The 19,045-nt window shown below is 44.2% G+C and carries 17 protein-coding genes; 4 read left to right on the top strand and 13 right to left on the bottom strand.

The window, feature by feature from the left end:
• Positions 1-552, bottom strand: a 552-nt coding sequence (locus B2118_RS00450; RefSeq protein ID WP_428052349.1) for an NAD-dependent epimerase/dehydratase family protein, incomplete at its 3' end; no start/stop codon positions are given.
• Positions 553-819: 267 nt separating this feature from the next.
• Here B2118_RS00450 and B2118_RS00455 point away from each other — a divergent pair.
• Positions 820-4,806 (top strand): hypothetical protein, encoded by a 3,987-nt coding sequence (locus B2118_RS00455; RefSeq protein WP_428052351.1) that lies wholly within the window; start codon positions 820-822, stop codon positions 4,804-4,806.
• Between the two features lie 87 nt (positions 4,807-4,893).
• Here B2118_RS00455 and B2118_RS00460 read toward each other — a convergent pair whose 3' ends face one another.
• From B2118_RS00460 to B2118_RS00480, 5 genes are all read right to left on the bottom strand, one after another.
• Positions 4,894-5,838 carry a glycosyltransferase family 2 protein gene (locus B2118_RS00460; protein ID WP_428052353.1) on the bottom strand — a complete coding sequence of 315 codons (945 nt, stop codon included), beginning with the start codon at positions 5,836-5,838 and terminating at the stop codon, positions 4,894-4,896.
• On the bottom strand, positions 5,835-6,257 hold the full coding sequence (locus B2118_RS00465) for a GtrA family protein (RefSeq protein ID WP_428052355.1): 423 nt from the start codon (positions 6,255-6,257) through the stop codon (positions 5,835-5,837). The genes B2118_RS00460 and B2118_RS00465 overlap by 4 nt, the downstream gene beginning before the upstream one ends.
• A complete protein-coding gene (locus tag B2118_RS00470) occupies positions 6,254-6,826 on the bottom strand; it encodes a VanZ family protein (RefSeq protein ID WP_428052357.1) in 573 nt (190 codons plus the stop codon). The genes B2118_RS00465 and B2118_RS00470 overlap by 4 nt, the downstream gene beginning before the upstream one ends.
• Before the next feature lie 123 nt (positions 6,827-6,949).
• Positions 6,950-8,191, bottom strand: coding sequence for a DUF2130 domain-containing protein (locus B2118_RS00475; protein WP_428052359.1), 1,242 nt, complete (start codon positions 8,189-8,191; stop codon positions 6,950-6,952).
• 197 nt (positions 8,192-8,388) lie between these two features.
• Positions 8,389-8,577, bottom strand: a complete 189-nt coding sequence (locus B2118_RS00480; protein ID WP_428052361.1) for a hypothetical protein — start codon at positions 8,575-8,577, stop codon at positions 8,389-8,391.
• A gap of 101 nt (positions 8,578-8,678) precedes the next feature.
• On the opposite strand from B2118_RS00480, the gene B2118_RS00485 reads away from it, so the two are divergent.
• On the top strand, positions 8,679-9,596 hold the full coding sequence (locus B2118_RS00485) for a helix-turn-helix transcriptional regulator (protein ID WP_428052362.1): 918 nt from the start codon (positions 8,679-8,681) through the stop codon (positions 9,594-9,596).
• A 57-nt stretch (positions 9,597-9,653) separates the two neighbouring features.
• Complete coding sequence (locus B2118_RS00490) at positions 9,654-10,232, top strand: inorganic diphosphatase (RefSeq protein WP_428052364.1); 579 nt, start codon at positions 9,654-9,656, stop codon at positions 10,230-10,232.
• Between the two features lie 13 nt (positions 10,233-10,245).
• Here the strand turns inward: B2118_RS00490 and B2118_RS00495 are convergent, their stop codons facing one another.
• Positions 10,246-10,539, bottom strand: coding sequence for a hypothetical protein (locus tag B2118_RS00495; protein WP_428052366.1), 294 nt, complete (start codon positions 10,537-10,539; stop codon positions 10,246-10,248).
• A 76-nt stretch (positions 10,540-10,615) separates the two neighbouring features.
• Between B2118_RS00495 and B2118_RS00500 the strand changes: the two genes are divergently transcribed.
• Positions 10,616-11,065 (top strand): hypothetical protein, encoded by a 450-nt coding sequence (locus B2118_RS00500; RefSeq protein WP_428052368.1) that lies wholly within the window; start codon positions 10,616-10,618, stop codon positions 11,063-11,065.
• 5 nt (positions 11,066-11,070) lie between these two features.
• Here the strand turns inward: B2118_RS00500 and B2118_RS00505 are convergent, their stop codons facing one another.
• From B2118_RS00505 to B2118_RS00530, 6 genes are all read right to left on the bottom strand, one after another.
• Entirely contained in the window at positions 11,071-11,799 is a 729-nt protein-coding gene (locus B2118_RS00505) for a M48 family metallopeptidase (RefSeq protein ID WP_428052369.1), read from the bottom strand.
• Positions 11,750-14,908, bottom strand: a complete 3,159-nt coding sequence (locus B2118_RS00510) for a type I restriction endonuclease subunit R (RefSeq protein ID WP_428052371.1) — start codon at positions 14,906-14,908, stop codon at positions 11,750-11,752. The genes B2118_RS00505 and B2118_RS00510 overlap by 50 nt, the downstream gene beginning before the upstream one ends.
• Before the next feature lie 17 nt (positions 14,909-14,925).
• Positions 14,926-16,134, bottom strand: a complete 1,209-nt coding sequence (locus B2118_RS00515; protein ID WP_428052373.1) for a restriction endonuclease subunit S — start codon at positions 16,132-16,134, stop codon at positions 14,926-14,928.
• On the bottom strand, positions 16,115-16,630 hold the full coding sequence (locus B2118_RS00520) for a hypothetical protein (protein WP_428052375.1): 516 nt from the start codon (positions 16,628-16,630) through the stop codon (positions 16,115-16,117). Before B2118_RS00520 ends, B2118_RS00515 begins: the two co-directional genes overlap by 20 nt.
• Entirely contained in the window at positions 16,620-17,480 is an 861-nt protein-coding gene (locus B2118_RS00525; RefSeq protein ID WP_428052377.1) for a ComEC/Rec2 family competence protein, read from the bottom strand. The genes B2118_RS00520 and B2118_RS00525 overlap by 11 nt, the downstream gene beginning before the upstream one ends.
• Before the next feature lie 67 nt (positions 17,481-17,547).
• A complete protein-coding gene (locus tag B2118_RS00530; RefSeq protein ID WP_428052379.1) occupies positions 17,548-19,044 on the bottom strand; it encodes a type I restriction-modification system subunit M in 1,497 nt (498 codons plus the stop codon).
• Position 19,045 lies beyond the last annotated feature (1 nt).

Consider the following 19,045-nt stretch of genomic DNA (forward strand, 5'->3'; position numbering starts at 1 on the left):
CCTGTTTTGGCGCAAGGTAATGGGCATATCAAAAAGGGCTTTACAGCAAGCATTGGAAATAAAGCGGATTTCCCAATCCTCGTACTTGCCGAAGATACCGAAAATATTTAAGTCCACCGCATTTTTGAGGTGTTCAATGCGTTTATGCACCACATATTTGCAAAAACTGTGGTCATCTTTGCCCATACGCAGGCCGATTTGTTCCTCAGTTACTAGGCGATTATCAGCGGCGGTGTCATATACCGCGCCGCTGCCCAGGTTAATCAGGCGGCCGAAGCGGTCCGTATGCCGGGCTAAGTTTTCAAACATCCGCAAGTTGGTGTAGAGCAGGTTAGTCGGGTCCTTGGCGTTGCGGTGCCCGGGCTTTACCGCGGCGTGGATAACCGCGTCAAATTGGCGCGTTTTAAAGTAATTATCCACGGCTTCGGTATCGGCCAAATTGAGTTCACTGCTGCGCGGGGCGGTAATATCATACTCTTGGGCGAGAAAACTCTCCCGTATGTTCTTACCGATAAACCCGTTCCCCCCGGTGAGCAAAATTTGTTTTTTCATACGTTATTTATGTGGTGTAGTAATAAGAAATAGCACCCTAAACAGACCTACCTATGATTTTATTGTACGAAATTATCACAAGCCTACCAAGTTCAAAAAGCCCCATCCATAAACCTTATATTTGTATTATAATATAAAAGATAAAAAGTACTGGGCCTATAAACAGTATAGGTCCTTTGGTCCCTGTCCGGGTGGGTCCTTTGCCCACTGGAAAAAACATAAAAAAGCGGTACAATATAACTAGGTCTATTATATAAGGAGCGTTCTATGCAATCTTTTCTCTGCCGTGTACTTGCTGTAGTATTTGCTTTAAATTGTATTCTTCCCACCCCCTCGGCGTGGGCACAGGCTCGCCGTGCGCCTGCCCAAAAGGCTAAAGCGGGCACGTCCACCCGCCCTAATGTAGGGGCGGCGGTGTCCCAAGCGGCGGACAAACAACTGCAAACCAAGATTAACAATGCCACCAAACGCTATGAAAACAGAAAGTTGACGTGGGTTCAACGTAAAAACGCATTGGTGGAATTGCACCGCTTAAAAGACCAGCAAGCCACTCAACAAGAGGCCAGAGAGAAAAAAGCCACGCAAGCGGCGGCAAGAAAAGCCTATGAGGACTACCAACAAGACCTTCGCTCCGGGAGAGTGGTTGCGCGGGATGCTACCTATGTGGCGTCGCCCGTACCGGTGTTTCCCATCAAGCGGCCGAAAAATGACGTTTTGGAACTTTTGTCCAAAGATGAACTGACACTTCAAAATATGGGTGATTTTATTGACCCAATGGGCAACCCCAATGATAACTATTTAATGAATACGGTCTATGCTGCCGAAGCTTTGGGCAATACGGTGGATTATATGCAGCAAATGGCGCAAAGCGGCAGTATGGACGCGTCCGCCTTGGCGCAGTTCAACCAAGATTTAAAGGACGTCTATTTGCGTATGGCCTACCGCGAAATGTCCCTCTCCGCCAAACCGCACGATATTATGGTGCGTACTATGGCGGTAGGGTCTTTGCGTATTGCTATGCTTAAAGTGCATAACTATTTTAAGACTATGGGCATAAAAGACCCGCTCCTTACCAAGCAAAACCAGCCTGCGGCCGATGGCAAAATATATGACAAGCAGTATATTAAAAACGGTTTGGATGGGGCAAAAATATTTTCCCCTGGTCCGAATTACCAATCTGTCTTGGCGCCTAGCCATTTTGCAAATCTTCAAAATAAATATATTAAGGAAATGGGCGTCGCCGTTCAAAAAGGCCTTAAAGCAGATGACGAAAACTTCCAAGATGTTTTGGCATTGGCGGATTATGCCACCAAATATACTTTGCTTAATGACCCTACTTTGGCTGCCGTGTTAGTCAAAAAGTTTGACAAAGGCGCCAAGGATACCGATTTTAAGTCGGACAATGCCGCCGTGGTAAACCAGATTATTGCGGGCGTGGTGGATGATGCCCGTCAGGAAGTGCGCGGGTCGCAAAAATGGAATAATACAATGCAGTTCTTCAAAAACTTTTCCGACCCGAAGGTTTACTCCCTTTCCACGCGTGTAATCGCGCTGGAAGCGGCCTCCGTGTTAATGGGCAACCAAGCTGGCGATAAAATGAGTAAAGGCGAATTTGCCTTGCGCCAAACCTTTGCCCGCCGCGCGGCTGATTTGTATGAACCGTTGCAAAGTTCCTATTATAAGGATTACGGTTTGGATTCCAAACAAATGCAAGCCTTGGCTGACAAACTGGCTGACATTTACAACCAATTTGCTACGGACCCGTTAAAATTGGAGGAAATTACCAATAACGGGACCACAGCCATTGCGGGCGTGAAAGGGCTTATTGAACCCGGAGAAAAAGGCCTTGTTGTTGCCAACGACCCCAAGACTTCTATCCCCGCCATTGCGCCCGCAAACAGCGGCAATATGATGCAAAACCCGGACGGTTCTATCCGTATGGTTTATGGGTATGTATATACTTCCAAAGGCCGCTGGGTGGAAATAGCCCAACACAACGGTTTAAACCAAGCCAAAGTGGATAAGGAAAACGCCACGGCGTTCTTCTGGTTCGTGGGAGATGCTATTTTGTGGGTATATGCCGGAGCCATTTTTCAAACGGTCAGCCAAGCTTTCCGCTTTGCACGTGGCGCAATGCTGGCCTTGCCGAAAGCCCTTAATGCAGCAGCCAAATCCAATAAAGGCCGTGCGCTTTTGACTTTCCGCGTGGAACTGACCAAAGCCGGGCGGTTGGCGTCTTACACGTCCAAGGCTGTTAACAATAACGTTATTATGTCGGTACGCTATATTGAAAAAGGCAAGGCGCCGGCAACTACGCTTCCGTCCAGAATGGGCGAAGGTGTTGCCCCGGTTGTACAAACGAAAGTCATTGCACAGCCTGGGCGTTCGTCTATGCGCGTTTTGCAGAACGAATATTCCCGCTGGAACCCGAAACGCTGGTTTGGACAGACCCCTAACCGCGAAATTGTTGGGGTAGATTTCTACCAAGTATTGCCCGGAGGTGCGCAAAATGTGGGCTCGGTAAACTTTACGGGCAGATTGGCCTCGCTGCAAGGCGGCGTAAAAGATTATGATATGCTGCGCTTAATGAACCAAGGGTTTCAAACGACCCAAAAATCCGATTGGATGTATCCTTGGATGAAATTATCCGTGTCGGAATTGCGCGAAGCGCGGGCCTATTCCCGTATGATGGCTATCAGCCAAGATGCGGCTAAATCCGGGGCGTTTGACGGCTGGGTAAATATCAGAATGCCGGTGTACGGTTCGGGTAAAATGCCGGTGCTGGCCAGCCAACCGGGCGCCACGGGCGTGGCGATGGAATCCTCTTGGTGGAACATAACCAAGTTGGGTAAACCGGGCAACGAACTGTTCAGCACGGATGTAGTGGTGGCCCCGGCAATGAGCCGCACGGCGGCACAAAAGGCCTTTGACCCGCTTTCTATCCCGGGGGCTGTAAAATTCCCGGCGCAAATGCTTGCCAACGGCCAATGGGCTGAACAAGTAGGCCAACAATATTTTAGAATTGCCAACTATAATAATAAATTCGGAAATGTGTTTATGCCGCGCTTACTGCCGACGAAAGCCTTTGCACAGGAATTTTTTACCAACCCGCGTTTCGCTTGGAGTATGGGCAAGGCTTGGCTGAAAACCAGTTCGTTTACGCAGAGCGTGGCAGGAAACCTTATATTCTTCGGCGGGTTAGCCGGAGTGGACTATGCGGCCTATCCATTTGTAATGGGCCACATTACGGGTAAAGGCGAACAAGAAGTAAAAGCGGAAATGGCTCAACCCAAATACGAGGGCGCCTACGACCCGGCCAAACTTAAACAGGACGAGCAAAACCAAGAAGAAGTTTTGGCCCAACTCAAAGCCGAAGGCCAGGACTACAACACCAAGCAAATGGACGCCTATGAAACTGTAACCGGTGCGGAAAAGGAATCCCGCGAAGGTATGTTTATGGGCTCTCCGATTATCTTCGGGCGCGAAGCCTTGGGCAACTTGGGCGTAATGGACAACATGTATGTTACTACGCCCTTAAAGAAACGCTTGCAGTATCAGGCGGCCAGCGTGAACTTTAACCGCGCTTCCGGCGAGGGCAATAAAGTAAAGAACCAAAAGGCTCTTGATAACATTATAAAGGCCCAAACGGAAGCGGCTGCGGTGCAAAAACGCGTTACCTTGGAAAGTTACAAACCGTATGTATCTGCTGCCGAACTGAAACAAATGGGCGCTTGGTTTGACGAATATTTAGCCACGATTATTGCTTCCTTGCGCAGCAATGCTTCGTCTGCCGCCAAACAGAAACAGCAGGAAAAGGCGTCTGAATTACTCAATTCCCGTTTGATGGAAGTAAAAGATAAAGTAGAACGGAAATTGGAACTGTTGGGCGAAGTCGCCGCGGACCAAGCAAAAGCACAAGACGAAATGTCCTTGGCTTCGGAAAAATTAGCCTGGATTGCCGCCTTTGAGCAATATGGCTTGGCGGACAAATCTGCCGAAGCAACTGCGTTCTTTGATTCCTTTATCCCGCGCGTTTTGAGTGCGTATGACATCAAGGATGCAAACGCTAGGAACGCGACTCTTAAAAAATTGAATAGCGAATATCAAAACAAGAGCATAGAGTGGAATATCGCTATCAAAAATAAGTTTGCCAAACATCAAGAGCAGGTAGCCACCGAGGAGGCCAGTCCGTTTGCCGCGGATGACGACCAACTCCAAAACTTCCACGTAGAAGAGCCGGCTACCGCGCAATAACAAGTCTGTACAAGGTTAAAATACCCCGGGGTAACTAATATCCCGGGGTGTTTTTTTGTGATAGTTGCGCAAGAATTTATTTATAGGTTATTTAAAATTAATGCGCTCCTTTTCTATCACTAGCGGACGCTTCAACACTTGGGTTAAAATGGCCCCGATGTACTCGCCGATGATACCGATAAAAAAGAGTTGCACCGAGGAAAAGAACAGCACCCCCAGTAAGATAGGAGCCGTGCCCATAGGGAATTTGTCCCAATACAGCAGTTTTAACACCAAATAGACAAACGCCAAGGCCAAACTAATCCCCCCCAATACAAAGCCGCCCATTGCGGCCAGGCGCAGGGGCACCTTGGAGTGATTGGTAAATCCAATCATCGCATTGTCATAGAGTGTGTAAAAATTATTTTTGGTAAACCCGCGTTTGCGGGTGGGCTGAACAAACGGCACCAAGGCGCGCTTATAGCCCAGTTCGCACACGAGCCCGCGCAAATACGGGTACGGGTCATTTAAGCGGCGCAGTTCCTCTACCACGCCTTTATCGTACAAGCCAAAACCCGTGCAGTTGGCGGGCAGTTGCGCGCCGGAATCATTAAGCAGATTAAGCAGCCAATAATAAAAACGCCGCACAGTAAAAAATAAAACGGATTCCTTGCTCTGCGTTTTCTGCGCCAGCACTACCTTGAACCCTTCTTCCCATTTGGCTAAAAATTGCCCAATGAGCGCGGGCGGGTCCTGCAAGTCGGACGCCATATAGATAACCGCGTCCCCATTGCATTGCAAAATGCCGTAATAGGGCGAACGGATGTGCCCAAAGTTACGGGCGTTGGCAATGACCTTAAAATGCGGGTCCTGCGCGGCTATTTTGCGCAGTTCGGCCAGCGTGCCGTCGGTAGAGGCGTTATCCAATACCAACTGTTCGTAGTCGTATTTATCCGCGTATTTGGCCATTTCAGCCTTTACCTGCTTGTAGAGTTCCCACACGTTTTCCTGCTCGTTAAACGCGCTGGAAATAATAGAAATTTTCTTCTTCATTTATGAAACACCAACTTTTTATTAAGTATAAAGCCAAGCATTGCAAGCGGCAATATCAAAATTGCCCCCGCCACATATAAGTTAAGCCCCATAGCGGACAGTATTTTAAGCCCCGCCACGTTGCACAAATAAACCACCCCATACACGCCAAAAAATTTCCCCAACAGCGCGTTATTGTGGCTTTGGAATACGATTCCGCCAATGGTTTTAAAATTGAACAGCACCCCCAAAACGGTGGAGCAAAGCGGCGCGAAAATATAGTTAAACCCAATCCACACAAAAATCACATACAGGCTGTATGCAAACGCCGTATTCAAAGTGCCCACATATAAGAAACAAACGAACTGCTCCGGCAGGTGCAAAATGCGCGCCGTCAGCCGGACAATTTCTTTAAAAGCGGCGGATATAAAAGTTTTCATTGGGTGGGGTCCTCCTTATAAAGCCGCACGGCCCATTTGGCCAAAAAGTAGCCTAAAAGGGCCCCCAGCGCGTTATTTAGCACATCGTCTATATCACACACGCCCAAACGCGTATAGGCCTGTAATCCCTCAATTAAGCCGGAAACCAGCGTGCCGAGGATAAGCGTTTTCCACCAAGTGCATTTCTTCCACAAAAACGGCAGTAAAAACCCAAGAGGTAAAAAGAAAACGATGTTTAAAACCATATCTTGCAGCGGGGCATTTTGGGAGATTTTAAATACATTGTTCCGCGTTTGCAAGACATTGTTGCACACATTGGCGGAAACAGTTCCGTCTTTTAGCAGACAATGCGCCGCCAATCGGTAAATTTTCAGTACGTCCATACGCAACACAAGCCCCGGTTTGGGAGTGCGGCATAAAAAGGCTAAATAGACCACACTTCCTGCATATAAAAGCGTCCAAACGGGATAGTACCAGTTGCGGTAACGTTTCCCCCCAAACTTCCGCCCCCAGGGCAAAAGGAGCAGGGAACACACGATAAATAAAATAAAAATAATGGTAGCCGTCATCGTTTTACACGGCGCTTCTTACACGGAGCGCCGTATAAAACATTGTAAGTAAACGGGAGTTGCTTGTCAATGTAAATAGAATACCCCGCGCGGGAAGGGCGCGGGGCGGTGTCATAAAGGCGGCTAGTTTAAGGCCGGGCTATTATCCGTATCAGCGGGTTTATTGGCGGCTAAATCCGCAAACTTTTGAGCCATTGTCGGGTTCTTTTTAACCAGTTTTTTAACGGTTAAATCTTGCGCCTTATCATTGGCTAACCGCAGGTTATTTTCCGAGGATAACAGCGCATCCTTGGTCTTTTGCAGGTGGTCAATGGTTTTATCAATTTCCTCAATGGCTTTTTTGAACTTGTCGCTGGCTAACTGGTAATTGCGCCCGAATTTGGCCTTAAATTCGTTGATGTCGTCCTCAAAGTGCGAGATATCCAAATTTTGGTTCTTTACTTCGGCCAGTTGGCGGCGGTAGTCCGCCGAGTTCAGCGCCGCATTGCGCAGCAGGGTAATCATCGGAATAAAAAATTGCGGGCGGATGACGTACATTTTGGGATATTTGTAAGACACATCTACAATGCCCGTGTTGTACAGTTCGTTGTCGGCCTCCAACAGAGAAACCAGCACCGCATATTCGCACCCCTTTTCGTTGCGGTCCTTGTCCAACTCCTTGAAAAAATCCTCGTTTTTATGCTTGGTGGCGGTGGTGTCCATTTCGTTCTTCATTTCAAACATAATGGAAATAAATTCCACACCGTCGGCGGTTTGCTCGCGGAAGATATAATCTCCCTTGCTGCCGGTGCGGGCGTCGTTGTCCTTTTCAAAATACGCATTTTGAAAGCCCGTCGCGCGCAGGCGGTTGAACTCAATTTCGCAGTGTTTTTCCAGCGTTTCGCCCAGCATTTTGGTTGACATTTTGGCCTTTAAATCCTTGTAGAAAGCAATTTCTTGGTCCTTGGCTTTCAGTTGCACTTCGTAATTGTCCTTTAAGGATTGGGTTTGCAACTGGATTTGGTTCTGGGCGTCGGTCAGTTGCGCGCGGAGCGATAAAAGTTCTTTTTCCTTATCGTTTAAGCGGTCCTTTTCCCCCGCCACCGCACGGCTGACGGCCAACTCCTGCGCGGTTTGCGCGGCGGAAATTTGCGCCTTTAAAGCGGTTATTTCCCGCTCGTAGGCCGAGGCGGCCTCTTGCTTATCGGCCTGCGCCTGGGTCTTTAAAACGGCAATTTCGCCGGCCTGTTCCTTGGCCAGTTGCGCGGTGCGCGATTCCAACTCTTTATGAAATTCCGCCGTGCGCACTTGGCTTAATAAATCGGCATAGCCGGACTGGTCCACTTGAAAAACTTGTCCGCAATGCGGGCACTTAATTTCTGGCATATGGTAAAACTCCTTAAAAAATTTTAAAATTTTCCTGCTGTTACAAGCATAAAACAATTAAGCGACAACGTATTGTCGCTAAATAAAACAGGGCAATATTTATTATACAAAGTACATCAAATTTTTGCTCCTGTTTCAAAAGGGGCCGCGCACGGTAGGAAGCAGACGTATCAGTCCGCACGTACGCGGCGAAATTTTTACAGTAACCCACAATCCGACAAAATACGCATTAAGCGATAGGGTTTATTAATAATTTCTGCATAGAAAGATAACGAAAAACTTAAAAATAATCCCCAGAAATAAATGCGGTGGTATCTAATAGGACAAATAAAATATCCGCCTAAAAAAATAATAAACATTGCCCCAAATCCCAATATATATTCCATAAAGTTTCTCCTTATTTTTTTCTTGTATATATAGAATAGCGCAGCCAGGCGACAGCGTGTTGTCGTTTTATTTGCTATGATGTAAAAAAATGGGAGCAACTATGCAAAAAGAAATGCAGAACAAAATAACTCGGTTGCTATATGAGTTAAACGCCCTAGATAAGGGGCCAGTCAATCTAAATAGTTTGGCGAAAGAATTGGGCGTTTCCCTGCGCACGGTTCAGCGCGATATCCGTACCATACAAGAGGCGGAATTTCCCCTTTATTCGCCGGAGGCGGGCACTTATGCATTTATAGAAGGGTTTTCTTTGGGACGGATAGAATTGTCCGACAAAGAAGCCTCTATGCTTGTTTTTATGAGCGAAATTGCCCGTTCTCTTGGACAAAAGTTTGACACCTCTTTTAGTTTACTTAAAAAGCGTCTGCTAGGGGTGGCCGAAGAGAGTCCTTTCTTTGTTAAGTTTGCTAGCGGTGAAGAATATCCCGATACTCCCATCAGTAAAAATTTGGCAGAACTTATCCGCCTACGCGAAAAAAGTTCCGTCTGCTACCGTGGCGGAAAACGCGCGTGTTATCCAGTCCGCCCTCTTAAAATCGCTTGGATTGAGGGCTTTTGGTATTTATTAGCCCTGACGGATGATGATAAATTGTTAAAGTTTCGCTTGGAAAAGATTACTTCTGTAAAAGGCCTAAACTCTTATTTTAAGCATACTGCCGAGATTGAAAAGTTATTACGGGAGTGTACGAATATCTGGTTTGAAAAACAACGGGACTTATCGGTGCGTTTGGAAATTAGTGCGGAAAGCGCAAAATATTTTAAAGTGCGCCGTTATTTTCCTTTACAAAAGATAGAAAAGGAACTGCCAAACGGAAAATTAGAAATATCTTGCCACGCGGTGCGAGAAGAGGAAATCATCCCCACTATTTTGCAATGGATGCCTAACATAAAAGTATTGGAGCCTAAAACTCTCAATGAGCAAATCAAACGCATTGTGCAAGGATATACAAAAGAGATTTAGAGCGCAGCGTTAGAATTGCTATAATAGATAAGTAAATTACTGATTAAAGAGGAAAAAATGTTTGCAAACTTCAATCCGTGGCACCACGTTTCGCCCGGCGATAAAGATTCTTTACCTTATGTTGTAAACGGGATTATTGAAATTCCGAAAGGCACCCGTGCCAAATACGAACTGGATAAGGCCAGCGGCCTTTTGCGCTTAGACCGTGTTCTCTATTCGTCCGTGTATTATCCGGCCAACTACGGCTTTATTCCGCGCACTTACGGGGCGGATAAAGACCCGTTGGATATCCTTATTTTGTCTCAGGCCGAAGTCGTGCCGCTGTGCATTGTGCCGGCGCGCATTATCGGCGTAATGCGGATGCTTGATAACGGCGAAGCCGACGATAAAATCATCGGCGTAGCGCAGGGCGACCCGAACGTCAGCCACTATACCGATATTTCCCAACTGCCGGAACACTTAATTTCGGAAACGATGAGTTTCTTTGAAGATTATAAAAAACTGGAAAATAAAACGGTAGTGGTGGAAAAGATTTTTGATAAGCAAACGGCTATCAAAATTTTGAAGGAAGCCTTTATTGCGTACGAGGAAAAATTTGTAACGTACAGCAACTTTACCCGTAACCTGGATAAATAAACAAAGGCAAGTCCTATCCTTTTAGCGCCCGGCTATTACCGGGCGCTTTTGGTAATATAACTATGCTAAAACCCGCTATTCTTATAAAAGCCAGCCTGCAAATTTTCTTTTCTGGACTAATGGTTTTAATCTGCCTGCTTATGCCGATGCTGGCGGATATTGAATTTGGAAATTTGCGCTCGGTATTGGCGGGTGTTTTATTTTGGAGCAATCTTTTTCTGCTTGGGGTTTTTGGAATATACCGGGCAATAACCGACCTTAAAAGTCTTTCTCCTAATAAGAATTTACCGATAACACCGCTTACCATTTTGCATAGTTCTACCCGTTTTTTGGGCGTTTCCCGTGGACGTTTTTTATGGGCTGCTTGTCTCAATCCGCTGGATATGAACCTTTCCACGGCTTACACGCTTTGGGCTTTGGTAATGACGGTGGGGTTCTTGTGCTTGTTGCCTGCGGCGGGCCCATTGCGGGCCAAGTTATTGTTTATTATCTTTTTTCTTGTGCTTCGTTTAGGGGTAAAATTCACCGTGCTGATTCAATATAGCCGTTTGTACACCCAACTGGCGGAAGTGCAAACCACTATTGACGAGCGCGGCATTTGGTGGACTTTGCTTGTTGAAAACGAGGACGAAATGAGCGAGGAGTTTAACCCAGAGGACGAATATATAGCCTTTACTCCTTGGGAAAAAGTAAAAGCCGTGCGTTACCACAAACAGTATGTAATTTTATATACCGCCGACAGAGATTATATTTATTTTGTAAACTCCCCCTTGGAAAAGGGAATCATAAACACCTATTTTGCCTTGTCTAAACAGAGACAAACCTCCAATTGATGTTCTTATCCCAATATCTTGCGTTCCAATTCCGTTTTAAGAGCCTTATAATGTGGGCATTTCTGCCCCAAGAGGACAAAAAAATCCTTATTATGCGCTTTATGGCGGTGGTGGCACAGTTCGTGGAAAATAACATAATCAATACACCGTTTGGGTGCTTGAATTAAGTCTATATTTAGCACAATCGTTCCCCCTTTTAGATAACTCCCCCACCGCTTATTCATTTGGCGTATTTTTAAAGAAAATTTTTCACCCGCATAATCGGGGAACAGTTTTAAGCACGCTTGTAAGCGCTCCGCAAAGACCCTTTCAGCGCGGGCTTTCATAAACGCAGTTAAAAGGGCTTGAATATTTTTTTCTCCGTCAAGAATTAATTTACTTCCGGCAAAGGAAATTTTTTCTTCTTTGGTAGCGTTTACAATTAGTTGGTATCTCCTTCCTAAATAAAGCACATCGCTACCACTGGTGAAGCCCTGCCTTTTCGGCCTAAACTGCTTAAAAAACTGCTGTTGCCGTTGTACCCAAGGAAACTTTTTCAGCAAAAATGCCTGGCGTTCCGCCGATGAAGCCTTCTTAGGCGTTTTAAAAAGAACCTGCCCGGAAGGAAAGACCGTAAGACCAAAACTTTTACGTTCTTCTTCCACCTCATTGTATTGGAGTTGCGCGGGGCCTGATATAATTGTTTTAGTCATTTTTGGTAGCCAAGTTCCAAGTATTTTCAATAAAACTTTCAATAAATTCTACCGTCAGCGGGACTTGCATTCTGTCCTTAATTTCATCAAAGAAATAGTCTTCCATTTGGTCGCGCACAGTACGTTTTACCTCAATACTGTCCTTCCAGTCCACCTTGCGCTCTTTATTGATAATATCCACCAAATGCGTAGCAATTTGTATTAATTCTTCTTCTCCCAAATGCGCCTTTAATTCCTTTTTTAACAAGCGGTAATAAGGATGCACCTCTTTTCTGTCTTGGATAGCCAACGGGATATCTTTATCCTCGTAATTTTCTACTTCTCGCTGTAAGTCTTTGGTCTTGTCCAACAGGGCTTGCAGGTCTTCTTGCCTGGCTGTGCGCAAGTCGGACAGCAGGGCTTGCACTTGGCGGCTAAATTTGTCATAGAAAATAGGGTCTTGGTCCCAACGCTCTGAAATTGTTTTTTGCGTTTGTGCGGCAATGGCTTCCGCTTTGGAACGGTCCGAAAGACCGTTTTTATCGTCTTCAATAAAGCGGTTAAACTCCATTGCATCGCTCAAATTAATGGGTTTTGAAAGGAGGTCCACCTCTTGGGCAGTTACATATTTATCCAAGATTTTGCGGATTTGGTCTTGGTATTTGGAAAAATCCACCTTTTCCGCCATTACCGTCTGTGCAATTTTTTTAATTTCTATAAAGCGTTTTAAGTCGTTTGTAATCGTATCCAATCGCCCTTGCGGAAATTTGGCATAAAAATCCGGCAGCATCCGGCAAACATTTAATTCGTTAATTAATAAGTTTACCTGCTCGTAGAATTTCTTGCGGAGGTCTTCTCTCTCTTTTAAAAAGGCAATATATTCTTCGTAATTTTCTTTATTTTTTACGGTTTTAAAAGTGTCTAACAGCGTTTGATAAAGGCCTTCCAAATCCGCGATTTTTTCGTCAGTATTTAACAAGGCTTTTGCAACGTCTTTCTCGTCAAAATTGGAAAATAATTCAAGCGCGTTTTTCAGATTTTTTGCATTTTTGGAATAGTCAAAAATAAAGCCGTTTACCTTTACTTGCTTACCAGGGCGGCCTTCATAAATACGGTTTACGCGCGCAATGGCTTGCAGCAAATTATGGTCCTTTAACTGTTTTGCCAAATAGAGGGCTGTATTTACCGGGGCATCAAATCCGGTCAGCAGTTTATCCACCACAATCAACAGTTCACACCCGTCCGGGTCCTTTTTAAAGGAATTAATTTGCGTCTGCTCGTAGCGCTCCAAAGAGCCAAACATATGTTTTTGCTTATCTAAAAACTGCGCTATCGCCCGTTTATGTTCGGGAAGACTGTCGTCGTCCTCGGCGTTGGGCGTATCGGAAATAATTACCGCGCTTTTTATGCCGCCGAGTAAATCCAACGCTTCCTTAAAGCAGATAGCCGCGTATTTGGAGGGTAAAACTGTCTGCGCTTTTAGGCCTGTTCCCTGGAAGTTTTTTATAAAATGCTTACGTACATCCAGCGCAATCATTTCAATACGCTGGGACGTTTCTTCAATGATTTTAGAATTAACAAACTTGCGCGCCAGTTGAGCCTTTTGTTCTTTGGTTAGCGGCTCAACAATTTGGTTAAAAAACACATCCATTGCTTCGCTGGCCTGTTGCTCCACAAAAAGCCCCTGGTAGATAAGCGGCAATACTGCGCCATCGGCCTGCGCCTCGGAAATAGTGTAAGCATCAATTAATCCGCCAAATTGGGCGATAGAGGTGGGCTTGTCCTTTTTAAGTAAAGGTGTACCCGTAAAGCCCAAAACACACGCATTGGGTAGCATTTGTATCATTTTTTGGTTGCCGATTCCCCCTTGGGTACGGTGTGCCTCATCCACCAAAATAAAAATATCTGGGTCGTTATCCACATATAAGGGCTTTTTCATTTCGGCAAATTTATGGATAAGCGTGGTAATCACGTGAGGGCTTTTTTCTTTAATTAGCCGCTTTAAGTGGTCGGCGGAAGAGGCCTGCACGACATCCTTTTTGATGTTACAAGCGGCAAAGGTATCGCGGATTTGCTCGTCTAATTGCGTGCGGTCCGTTACTACGATAATGCGCGGGTGCTGGATAATTTCAATTAAGTTTTTAACCAGCATTACCATTGTTAAACTCTTGCCGGAGCCCTGCGTGTGCCAAATCAGGCCACCCTTACGTTTGCCGTCTTGTATGGTCTGCACGCGGGATAAAGTATTTTTTATGGCGTAATATTGCTGGTAGCGGGCGATTTTTTTAATGTTGTTGTCATATACAATAAAATTTTTGACAATATCCAACAGGTGGGCTGGTTCCAGCAACGCATAAAGGCCAGTGTTTTGGGCGTTTAACGGGATTTCCGTTTGCTTAAAATGGCTCCGCAACAAATCTTGGCCAATAGTAGCCAACGTACCCGTATCTACCGCGTGGTTTTGGCTGGCAAAGGCGTTATTGCGGACTTCTTGCACCTGCACTTCCGTGCCACGCAATTTCCACTCGGAATAAAACGACGCCGGGGTAAGCATTGTGCCATATTTAAAATCCTCCCGGTTGGTGGCAATGAGTATTTGCGGGTAGAGGAAGAACTTGGGCACTTGGCTGCCTTGCTGGTTGCGCAACATTTGCACAACGGCTTCTTTTACGGAAACGGACGGTTTTTTGTTTTCTATTACCGCCAGCGGAATCCCGTTTACAAACACTACGATGTCCGGACGGCGGTTGCTGCCTTCGGTAATTTCAAACTCGGCCGCCACGTGGAAAGCGTTATTTTGCGGGTGTTCAAAATCAATAAATTTAAGTTGCGGGGATTGGGTCTTGCCGTTGATGAACTCCTGCACACCGCACCCGGCCACCAAAGTAGTGTAAATATATTCCGAGGCTTTAATTACGCCGTCATCCAAGCGGGGCTTTTCCAAATCCGCCAGCGCCTTATAAATGCTCTGGTCGGAAATGGTGGTATTATTCAAGCGGCGCAAAGCCTTAAAGGCAATATCCGTAAGGATGTACTGGTTCAAATTATGCTGGCGCAAGGCCCGCACGTCGTTGCGGGAGAGATAAGTATAGCCCATATTCACCAGTTGAATAAGAGCAGGTATTTGGCTGGAATTAGCCTCGTCCAAGTCTGGCAAGTGATAAAAGTTCATAGTTATTTTTCCCCCCCTTATTTTAATCGTACCTTGCCGGTTAAAAGCACCTGCATAAGGCCTTTTTTCTGCGCTTCCAACTTGGCTAGTTTTTGTTTGAGTAAATCAATTTCTTTATCCGCCGATGACAAAACCTCTGCTATGGCTTGTTGTTCACAGGTATCACTTGGATAGAATAGTACATAATGATAAATATCTTTTGTGGACAAGTTCGCCTGCGCTCCACCCTGCGCACAAGCAAACATAACATTTAAGAAATTGGGTAATTGCAAAATATAATATAAGAATTCTTTATCTAACAAGTTTGCTTCAATTTTTCCAACTCGTTGGTTTAATAAACAGTTTTTACTATTTACCTGACAAATACGTCCGACATTTCCAGTCATAGAAATAAGAATATCACCAATATCTAATTGTTGATATTTTAAAATATCAGGCGGTAGAATTTGTATAGTGCTAAACTTAGCCAAGTCTAAATATCCTTGTTTTACGTTAGCAATGGTTATAATCTTGTATTGGCCTTGGGCGGAATATGTTTCACTTTTGAAAGGATATCCCTGATAAAGTTTTATGAGTTTGCCTAATGGTTTCTTTTCCCATTTTTGTGTAAAACCTTTAAGGCGACGGGTGCCGGACAAAAGTTGCTGCATAAGATATTTCTTTTGCAGTTCTTTTTGTTCAATCAATTTTTTTACCAAATCTATACCTTTATACCAGCACTCCAACACCTCTACAATTTTTTCTTGTTCGTTGCGAGTAGGAGGCATTAGAAACGATAAATTGACAATATCTTTTTTAGAGATTTCTAAAAAAGTACTACCACAAGCCTTACGAATAAGGTCTTTTTTATTATTTTCAATTAAATAGTAAAGAAAAAGAACATCATTTTCTGAATTAGGAATTAAATTTTTAAACCCCTGATTGGTACACATAGGGACAACATTAATACAACTGTTACCAACAGTTGCACGTGTACAAATGATTAAAGAATTTGACGGCAATAACACTGCTGAACTGTCTTTTAGCCCTTTTTCTGTCAAATAACGTTCTGTTTTTTGAACAAACTTTTTAGATAGCCCCGTTACTTCTGATGGGGTTATCCAAGGAATAGTGCCTTGCCAATAATCTGTTTTATTAGTATCAGGTGTACCACCAGATTGAATTGTACCACAATTTCCGAGTTTTTTCCTTTTCCAACTTAATAATTTATTTTTTAAACTTTTCATTTTTATAATTCTCAACTACATTATAAATTTTATAAGAAAATTTTCGCATAGAAAAGGAAAACAAAATCGTTAATAATAAAAATGCCAGACCTATGCCCCAGTATTGGCGGCAGAAAGATATGATAGTCAATATTAGCCACAAGGCGGTGTGCCCTCGTGAGAATGCATATTCTCTGGATAATGTATATAAAAATGGATTTGTTTTTCTTGCTTCATTAAAACAAGCATAACTTGTCTCTGTTTTAGGAATCAAGTTAAATTTCTCAAATAAAAATTCTATCACAATGGATGAAAATCTATTTACCACAATTCCTACAGTATATATATTACAAGCGATACATAAAGACAATAAGAAAGAATCATTTATTAATTCTTTTATATTATTCATAGAATAAGAACATATTAGGGGGTAAAAAAGGTATATTACCCCCGAAACCAAAACAACCCCTAGTAAAAAAATATTTATTAAATTATAAAACGGAATTTTAGTATCCATATGGCAAAGCACTCCTTTGAATATTTAAAGTCCCATTTTCATCTACTGTTAATAAAATATTACCATCTGTACGAGTTGTTAAAACATATCGTTCTTCCCCGTCTACCCATAATCCGCGTCCTCGATAATGCTCCGTTGTTTTTTCTTGGCTTTCATGTTCTTTGGGTTTATCTGAGACTATCGTTAAGCGCGGGTTGGCTTGTTGAAAAAAATCCAAACAAAAATCCGTATCCCTTCCGTGGTGGGGTGCCAGCAAAATATCACAATCTTTGATCGCAGTACGCAGAGTTGGCCCTTCTTCTATCCATTGCTTTAAAATTTCTTTATTATTGTCTCCTGTTAATATGATTTTTTTATTTCCATAATTTATTATGATAATTGGAGAATAAGAATTTAAATCCTCATGTTTGTGATATGCTATGGGTGTTGGCATAATACTTATACTTACGCCTCCATTATTAGCAGCGTTTGTTGGATCCGTAAAACTGTCAACTGGATGACTATATTCTGTATGCATCTCATTGGCACTATCAAATACTATTTTATCGGAGGGAGTTAGAGCATTCTCTATTGGAAAAGCATCTTTTTCTCGCCAAAGAAACCGCGGTTTTATTGGCGAGGATAACAGTTTTGGAAGGTCTAAAATATGATCTTTGTGAGGATGGGTAATACACAAACACTCAATCTGTTGTCCATATAATTGTAACTGATAATAATTGTTAATAAATTGTGCCACGCTATTATATTCATCAGTTCCTACATCAACAAGCCAATGTTGCTTATTAGGGGTAATAATATGAGTGCAAGAGCCATGTCCCACATTAAAAAAAGTAATTTGTAATTTTTTCATTTCCTTTTCTCATTAGGGTATTAAACCCGTTTATTAATTTACCTAAGGTGCCGTATAAGTATGAAATCTATTTCAAAATTTCCTTCAAATACTTTTGCATTTGGGCTTCCACCGTTTTTAGTTCGCCGTCTATGTGGGCAATTTCCTTTTGCACAGCAGCAATATCCACGGGCGGTTCTTCTTCAAAGGTATCCACATAGCGCGGGATATTCAGGTTAAAGTCGTTCTCTTCTATCTCTTTTAACGTTGCCAAGTGGGAATATTTTTCTATCTCTTGGCGGTTTACATAGGTGTTAAAAATTTTGCTGATGTTTTCATCCGTCAGTTCGTTCTGCGCCTTGGCAGGCTTAAACTCCCGGCTCGCATCAATAAACAACACATCCCGACGGGCCTCGTTAGCCCCCCCTTGCTCGCGGCTACGGTCAAAAATCAAAATGGCTACGGGAATACTGGTAGTAGTAAACAAATTGCCTGGCAGGCCGATTACGGCGTCTAACAGGTTTTCTTTAATAAGTGCCGTACGGATAATGCCCTCTTTCCCGCCGCGGAACAAAACCCCGTGGGGTACAATCACCGCCACGCGGCCGGATTTGGGTTTAGCAGTTTCCACCATATGACTGATAAAGGCATAATCACCTTTGCTGGCGGGCGGCATCCCGCGGAAGAAGCGGTTATATTTATCGTTTTCCAGGTGTTTTTCCCCCCATTTATCCAAGCTGAAAGGCGGATTGGCTACCACTACATCAAATTTCATTAATTGGTCGTTTTCCAAGAGTAGCGGGTTATTTAGCGTATCGCCCCACTCCAAGCGTGCAGAGTCCTTGCCGTGCAAAAACATATTGATACGGGCCAAGTTATAGGTAGAACCCGTTTTTTCCTGCCCGTAGAGGGCGTAATCCTTGGAGCCTTGTACTTCCACCTCTTCCCCTGCCAACAGCAAGAGTGAGCCGGAACCCATTGCCGGGTCGCAAATACGGTCGCCGGGCTTGGGCTGTGCCAGTTTGGCCAGTAATTTAGCCACTTGGCGCACGGTGAAAAATTCCCCCGCTTTTTTCCCTGCATCACTGCCAAAGCGTTCAATCAAATACATATAAGAATTGCCCAAAATATCATCCTGCACGTCGGTTAAATCCAAGGTGTAAAAATCTTGGATTAGCAGGCGGAGCATTTTATTCTTTTGGGTCAAATCGCCCAGCGATTGGGAATTGAAATCCGCCAAGAAGAGGTTATCCAAGCGGCCTTGGTTGGCGGTTTCAATGGAGTGCAAGGCTTGGTTAATAATCTCGCCAATGTTATCTTTATTTTGTTGCTCGTAAATATCGTAAAAACTGGCTCCATCCGGGATACAAAAGCGGGAGTTCTTCATTTTAAGGGCAATGCGCTCTTTGTCGTTGCCGTAGCGGGCAATCAGTTTTTCGCGCTCTTTTTTATGCAAATCGCTGATGTATTTATAGAACAAGAAGGCTAAAATGTAATCTTTAAAAACACTGCTGTCCACTGTGCCGCGAGACGAATTAGCCGCCGCCCAAAGTTTATCGTTTATTTCTTTCTGCGTGTATTTCATT

The sequence above is a fragment of the Candidatus Avelusimicrobium stercoris genome, assembly GCF_002437085.1.
GTDB classification, from domain to species: Bacteria; Elusimicrobiota; Elusimicrobia; order Elusimicrobiales; family Elusimicrobiaceae; genus Avelusimicrobium; species Avelusimicrobium stercoris.

Excerpts from the sequence above, each read along its gene's own strand:
- B2118_RS00455 (WP_428052351.1), top strand. The coding sequence starts at position 820 with ATGCAATCTTTTCTCTGCCGTGTACTTGCTGTAGTATTTGCTTTAAAT.
- B2118_RS00460 (WP_428052353.1), bottom strand. The coding sequence starts at position 5,838 with ATGAAGAAGAAAATTTCTATTATTTCCAGCGCGTTTAACGAGCAGGAA.
- B2118_RS00465 (WP_428052355.1), bottom strand. The coding sequence starts at position 6,257 with ATGAAAACTTTTATATCCGCCGCTTTTAAAGAAATTGTCCGGCTGACG.
- B2118_RS00470 (WP_428052357.1), bottom strand. The coding sequence starts at position 6,826 with ATGACGGCTACCATTATTTTTATTTTATTTATCGTGTGTTCCCTGCTC.
- B2118_RS00475 (WP_428052359.1), bottom strand. The coding sequence starts at position 8,191 with ATGCCAGAAATTAAGTGCCCGCATTGCGGACAAGTTTTTCAAGTGGAC.
- B2118_RS00480 (WP_428052361.1), bottom strand. The coding sequence starts at position 8,577 with ATGGAATATATATTGGGATTTGGGGCAATGTTTATTATTTTTTTAGGC.
- B2118_RS00485 (WP_428052362.1), top strand. The coding sequence starts at position 8,679 with ATGCAAAAAGAAATGCAGAACAAAATAACTCGGTTGCTATATGAGTTA.
- B2118_RS00490 (WP_428052364.1), top strand. The coding sequence starts at position 9,654 with ATGTTTGCAAACTTCAATCCGTGGCACCACGTTTCGCCCGGCGATAAA.
- B2118_RS00495 (WP_428052366.1), bottom strand. The coding sequence starts at position 10,539 with ATGGTAAGCGGTGTTATCGGTAAATTCTTATTAGGAGAAAGACTTTTA.
- B2118_RS00500 (WP_428052368.1), top strand. The coding sequence starts at position 10,616 with ATGAACCTTTCCACGGCTTACACGCTTTGGGCTTTGGTAATGACGGTG.
- B2118_RS00510 (WP_428052371.1), bottom strand. The coding sequence starts at position 14,908 with ATGAACTTTTATCACTTGCCAGACTTGGACGAGGCTAATTCCAGCCAA.
- B2118_RS00515 (WP_428052373.1), bottom strand. The coding sequence starts at position 16,134 with ATGAAAAGTTTAAAAAATAAATTATTAAGTTGGAAAAGGAAAAAACTC.
- B2118_RS00520 (WP_428052375.1), bottom strand. The coding sequence starts at position 16,630 with ATGGATACTAAAATTCCGTTTTATAATTTAATAAATATTTTTTTACTA.
- B2118_RS00525 (WP_428052377.1), bottom strand. The coding sequence starts at position 17,480 with ATGAAAAAATTACAAATTACTTTTTTTAATGTGGGACATGGCTCTTGC.
- B2118_RS00530 (WP_428052379.1), bottom strand. The coding sequence starts at position 19,044 with ATGAAATACACGCAGAAAGAAATAAACGATAAACTTTGGGCGGCGGCT.